The 5,326-nt window shown below is 54.4% G+C and carries 3 protein-coding genes; all 3 read right to left on the reverse strand.

Annotation, left to right across the window (positions count from 1 at the left end; genetic code table 11):
- The coding region (locus PHP87_RS07095) for a VWA domain-containing protein (protein WP_299919939.1) at window positions 1-2,492 on the reverse strand (2,492 nt) is incomplete at its 3' end.
- Window positions 2,482-4,305, reverse strand: coding sequence for a VWA domain-containing protein (locus PHP87_RS07100; RefSeq protein WP_299919941.1), 1,824 nt, complete (start codon window positions 4,303-4,305; stop codon window positions 2,482-2,484). The genes PHP87_RS07095 and PHP87_RS07100, both read right to left, overlap by 11 nt.
- 259 nt (window positions 4,306-4,564) lie before the next feature.
- Window positions 4,565-5,326 (reverse strand): DUF58 domain-containing protein (locus PHP87_RS07105; RefSeq protein WP_299919943.1); only part of this gene is annotated, 762 nt, incomplete at its 5' end.

Below are 5,326 nucleotides of genomic sequence, written 5' to 3' on the forward strand. Positions count from 1 at the left end.
AGAGCCGCCAGCATCAAGAGCCAGGGCCAGAGTTCCCGTACCCCTCGGGCGACAGGCAGGTTGGAAGCAAACGCTTCGCGGGGCTCACTTATTATGCTGCCGCCTCCTGCTTGCGCCAGGGCTTGCAGGAATTTCTCATCGCTGCCGCTCTCGGCATATTCAGGAGAATAGGCCAGGGTCAGCCCGCCGCTGGCTGACCTCAGCTCGCCTTCGCTTCCCTGCTGGGTGACATTTACAAAATATACCCCCGGTTCACCGGTGGAGAATCTTCCCTCATATCTTCCCGGTGCTACCGGCTCCAGTTTAATCTTTTGCGCCTTCAATTCCGGGTCTACCACTACCGCCTCACTGGGCAAAGAAAGGGAGAGCTCGCGGGAATCTACCTGAATCAGACCTTGCCGGCCCTCCAGACTGGTCTTGAGTTCCAGCCTGGCATCCTGCTGGCTGCGAGGCAGGGTCCAGGAAATCAGGTTGGCCCAGAAATGATTGTAATCTCCCCAGGCCGTCCAGGCACTGGACCAGCGCCAACCGCCATCAGTGGTAAAGGCGATGGAGCGCCCCAGTCCGTACTGCCACTGGGCCAGCACCGGGTCCTGGCGATGGCTGGACAAAACCACCTGGGCCGCTTTCTTGGGCGTGGTGGCCACATAGCCTTCGAGTACCGGCACGGCGGAGATGCCATCCATTAGCGGGCTTTCCGCCGTCAATACAGGAAAAAAGCTTTCCTCTACCAGATAACTCTTTATAGCCTTCATGGTTTCTTTGGTAAATATGCGGGGAATATTGGAGATTTCATCACTGAAATAATACCGGCCCTGACCCCATGCCGCCAGTTGTTCCAGCAACAGGGTGTCCGCCCCCTCACCCACGGCCACCGTGGACATGGTTATCCCCGCCCGGGCCATTCTCCGGCTCAAAAAATAATAATCCCCGGTACTGGCCGACTGCCCATCGGTGAGCAGTATGATGTGTTTGAATTTGGTATGGGCATCTTTGAGGGCCGCATAGGCCAGGGCCAGGGCGGGATAAATGCTGGTGCCCCCGTCAGCCCGGATGGTGGCTATATCATCCTGTATAGCGTCCTTGTCTTTAACCGCTTGAAATTCCACCACCCATTGAGCTGTATCATCAAAGGCTACCACCCCGGCCATATCCAGCGGCCCCAAAATACTGGTGGCCTGAATGGCAGCCTCTTTAGCCAGTTCCACCTTGCTGTAACCGCCGCTGCTCTCCGACATGCTGCCGGACTTGTCGATAACCAGAACCAAACCCAGGCTAGGTATCTCCTTCTTTCCCCGTAAATCCATATATACCGGCAGAGCTTTCTCCACCGGGGTATTGAAATATCCCCCTGGTCCAAAACTATCCTCTCCGCCCACCATTATTAATCCTTTGCCCAGGTCCCTGACCGCCGTATGTACAGCTTGCATGGCTTCGGCCCGGAGATCTTCCGCCGGTACATTGCAGAGAATTATCAGCCCGTAGCGCTGCAGTTCGGTCAGGCTTGCCGGCAGTTCCCGCGGGGATAGCAGGTCATAGTCCATATTCAGTGAGGAAAGTACCGCTTCCAGGCCCCGGGCTTCTCCTTTTTTCCCTTCTACCAGAAGCAGTCGGGGCGGACCCTGAACCATGCTAAAGGCATAGGCTTCGTTGTTATCCGCCACCCCATCTTGCTCTACTTCGATGCTGGCCTGGAAGCTGTGAAACCCGGTTTCATCCAAAACGGAGGAATAAAGCAGCATATTTTCCCCCTGCCGCAGTTTGATTTCCTCCTGGCCGATCAATTCCTGATCCTGGTATAGACGAAGCCGGGCGGTGGTGGCAAAGTTGCTCTCTATCCCCACTTTAAGCGGGAACTTTTCCCCGGCAAAAAGACTCTGAGGAACTTCCAGGCTCTTCACCCGCGCGTCCCGGGTGGGGCTGCTTTCCAGGGGAAGCAGGTCAAGCCGTATCTTCTTCTCGGCCAGGTAAGCGCCTTCTTTCAAGGCATCGCCATCATTCTGGCGTCCATCGGAGAGCAGCACCACCCGCCGCGAAAAACTATCGGGCAAAAGAGCGTCAGCCAGCTTCAAGGCCTGTTCCGGCTTGCTGTAGTTCCGGTTCACCAGGCTTTCAATAGGATGCAAACGGCTGCTGTCGCTAAGGCTCTGGTCCACCAGGGCATTGCCGCCAAATACCACTACCGCTGCCTGGTCGTCCGCTTTCTTGTGCTTCAAGGCCTCTCTAATGAAGTTTTCCGCCGCTTCCCGGCTATTTTCGCAACTGGCGGAAAGATCCACGGCAAAGACCACGCTCTGCCGCTGCAGCGGAAATCGCAGTTCCAGCCCAGCCAGAGCCAGTATGAGACATAAAAGCAGAAGGCTTCTTAACAGCAGAGCCAGATTACGCCGGAAAGCAGGCAAATGTCCGGAATCACGGTACCAGAGATAAAGCGGGTAGAAAGCCAGGGGAATTATAAGCAATAAAAGGGGGTGACTAAAACTAATAGCCACGGCGGTACACCTCCCATTCCAGCAGGAGCAAAAGCAGAACCGCCCAGCACAGCCAGGGCCAGATTTCTTTTTTGCCCAGCCGCTCTCCCCCGCCCTTGCTGCTGGCTTCCAGGGCCTGCCAGGGCAGTGCGGCTGGCTTGATAGCGGATTCCAGAGGGTCACCCTGGTTCCTGGCCAGGAAACTGCTCTCTATCCTATCGCCCAGAACCTGGTTTATCTGGTACAGGCCCGGACGACTGGCACTGAAAGAGCGCGGAAAAGGAGGCAAATAGCGCTCTTCTTTTTCCCCCGGCCTTTGCAGGTATATCGCTTCCGTTTCCGGGTGGGGTTCAAAGCTGAAGCGACTGCGGTTCAGATCAAAACTTACTCCGGCATTCCCGGGCAAGAGCCAGCCCATCAAATTGTGCACCAGGATGGGAAAACCGGTTTGCAAAGGGATATTGCTCTCATGCAAGTCAAAAGAAAAAATGGCCACCCGGCCCGATAACTGCCCGGCCAGCAATAGAGGAACATCTTCGCTTTCCAATAGGGTTCTGCCCCAATCCGGGCAAAGCAGCTTTTGACTCCGGGCTACTTGCCAGTCACTGCTATCGATATAGCGCAGGATGGAATCCTCCCCGGCGGCTTTTATCCCGCTGAGGTTTTTCGCTTCACCGTTTATGGCCAGCCAGGGATTACCCGGAGGAGGGTTGACTATTATAATACTGGCCGAGGGCAGGCGGGCAGGCAGCCAGCCGTCAAAGATGAACAACTGGTAATCAGCGAGAGCGGGGTCGTATTCAGCGGGACTGGTCTTAAATAATTCCAATCCCGGCAGGAGGTGTAAAGCCTTTTCCAGGAAAAGATTCCCCTGGCTTACCAGCAGGGCCCGGTTCTCCGTTAATTCCTCCACCACTGCCCAGGCTTCGTTATCCGCCGACAGGAAATCAGGCCGCTGCAAAATAGCCTGAATACTCTCTGCCCCCGCGGGCAAATTCTCCCAGATTATCTCCCGGGCTCCTTCTGCTTCCAGCTTTATTTCCCTGATATCGAACAGTTCTCCGTCAACTCGAAGTTCAATATCGCTTACTACCGCCTTTTCGCCAAAATTCTGCACCCGGGCCAGGGCCAGAACCTGCCCCGAGTCCCGGCGGGTAGCCAGGGTGGTAATAGCCAGGTTGTCACTCTCCCGGCCAATTTGGATAAACTCCACCGGGCATTTGATTCTGAGGTCATGCTCCACCGGCAAGGTTTTACCATCGCTGACTATAAGCAGCATAATATCTCGGGAATCGCGACCAAGTGAAGCAATTAAGGATAGGGCTGCTTCCAGGTCAGCCCGCCCCGTCTCCAGTTGCGCATCCCGCAAGGCCCGGCGCAGCTCATTCTTGTCGCCACTCGCCGCCTGCAGGACTTCCGGCTGCTCTCCCATTTTGATAAGGGTCATTTTCTCCCCCGCGCCCAGCCGATCGATGAGCTTCTCCACCTCTTTTTGGGCCATTCCCCAGCGTGACGGCGTCACATCACTGGCCATCATGCTGGCGGAAGCATCGATTACTACCAGCAGCTGCTTCTCCAGGCCCCCGGCCACCGGAAGGTAGGGGCGGCTCAGGGCCATTACCAGCAAAAAGGCCGCCAGCAGCTGCAGGAAAAGCAGCAGGTTCTTCTTCAAACGCTGCCAGGGGGTAGTGGCCTCCATATCCTTCAAGACCTCTTCCCAGAGGTAGGTGCTGGAAATAACTTTTTCCTGGAAACGCCTTTTAAGGAGATATAGCAGAATTATTAGCGGAATTATAGCGGCAAAGCCAAGGCCTGCCGGGTTAAGCAAGGACAAGATTTTCTCCTCCCCATATTCTAAAGTGAGGGGTGAGGGGTTATCTAGGTAGATCTCACCGTTTTAACCTCACTTATTCACTTTCTTAATTATTGCTTCCACTGCAAAAGTGATAAATATTATTATGCTTGTATATTTATGCAACCCTTCTGTATCAAAAGAGGTTTTTGCAGTCAAGTCATCATTTCATTAATCAGGTTTATATTAATCCGAGTACCAGAGCTCTATTGTGGATGATTTCTTTTAATACCCGTAATCTTTAAGCAAGAATCCCTGCCCGGGGAAGCAGTTGTAAAATCAGCTCTTCGAAAGGGGTGGCGCTGCTTACCTGCAGAAATCCTATCCCCCGCCGGAAACAGAAGTCACGGTTAGCCTCGCTAAAATCATCCAACTTCTTCCGATAGGCCTTAAGCAATCGTGGGCTAGCACTGATTTCCCGGCTTTCACCACTTTCACTGTCCAAAAGCCGCCAGTCTCCATGCAAAGTCGGGTTAATTTCTTCCGGAGCCAGCAACTGCAAAACAATAACTTCCTGCCGCAGGTACTGGAGAAACTTGACCCCATCTTGAAAACCGTGGGGAGACAGGAGATCGGATACAAGCAAAACAACCCCGGGACCGCGAGAAAAGCGGCCATACTCGCGTAAGGCCTGGTTCAAATTAGTGCTGCCGGCGAAAGAAAGCTGCCCCAGGAAAGTCCAGGCCTGATCTATGCCGGTTTTCCCCCGCAAGGGGGCCTGATAGGCGGCGAGTTGCTCGGAGCAGGCGGCGATGGCTACCCGGTCGTAGGCCGCCAGAGCCAAATAGGAAAAGGCGGCGGCCAGCTGCAAGGCCAGCCGTTCTTTGGGAGGTTCCCCCCAGGACATGGACTTGCTGATGTCAATAAAAATGGTCAAGAGCAGGTCTTGCTCCTCCATAAACAGCTTTACGAAGAGTTTTTCCGTACGCGCGTAACTGTTCCAATCGATATAACGAAAATCATCGCCGCTGGAATAATTGCGAAAATCGGCGAATTCCACCGA

The organism is Syntrophomonas sp. (assembly GCF_028707975.1).
Lineage (GTDB): Bacteria > Bacillota > Syntrophomonadia > Syntrophomonadales > Syntrophomonadaceae > Syntrophomonas.